We start from the raw sequence: 647 nt of genomic DNA on the forward strand, positions 1-647 counted from the left end.
AAGTACAATTTGCTGTCGGTTATAAGAAGAAAACGATATGTAAGATATGGGGAAGGTCTGCACAAATACCCCAATCTGTTGAACAGAGATTTCACCGCTGAATGTCCGAATCAAAAATGGGTAACGGACATTTCGTACATCAGCACTGGACAAGGAACCTTGTACTTATCCATCATCCGAGATCTCTATGACAACAGCATCGTTATCTACAAGACCGCCACGAACCAGAATGTCAACCTGGTACTGAATACGATCAAGGCGGCCAAGAAGAAAGAAAAGGTCACTGCAGAGCTGCAACTCCACAGTGACCAGGGTGCTCAGTACGCCTCAGAAGCATATTTTGAGCTAACTCAAAGATACGGGATTACGCCCTCAATGTCAAGACGCGGAAATCCGTATGACAACGCTCTGGCTGAAAATTTCTTTTCTATTCTCAAAACAGAGTGCATCTACAGAACCAAAATCAATTCTTTTGCCGAGGCCAGAGCGCTCATTGACGATTATATTTTCTTTTACAATCACCAGCGCATTCAATCAAAAACAAAACTGACGCCTCTGGAATTGCGCCGCCAGTTTGCTGCTTGAAAATCTCATAGTCCTATATTAGGGGCGTTTTTGTGCTGTCCGCACAATCGGGGGCGGTTCAA

The 647-nt window shown here is 44.4% G+C and carries 1 protein-coding gene; it reads left to right on the plus strand.

What is annotated here, in order from left to right; all coding sequences use genetic code 11:
* On the plus strand, positions 1 to 585 hold a 585-nt coding region (locus NE547_RS17970), incomplete at its 5' end, for an IS3 family transposase (RefSeq protein ID WP_256176620.1).
* Positions 586 to 647 lie beyond the last annotated feature (62 nt).

It is taken from the genome of Flavonifractor sp. DFI.6.63 (assembly GCF_024462255.1).
GTDB lineage: Bacteria > Bacillota > Clostridia > Oscillospirales > Oscillospiraceae > Lawsonibacter_A > Lawsonibacter_A hominis.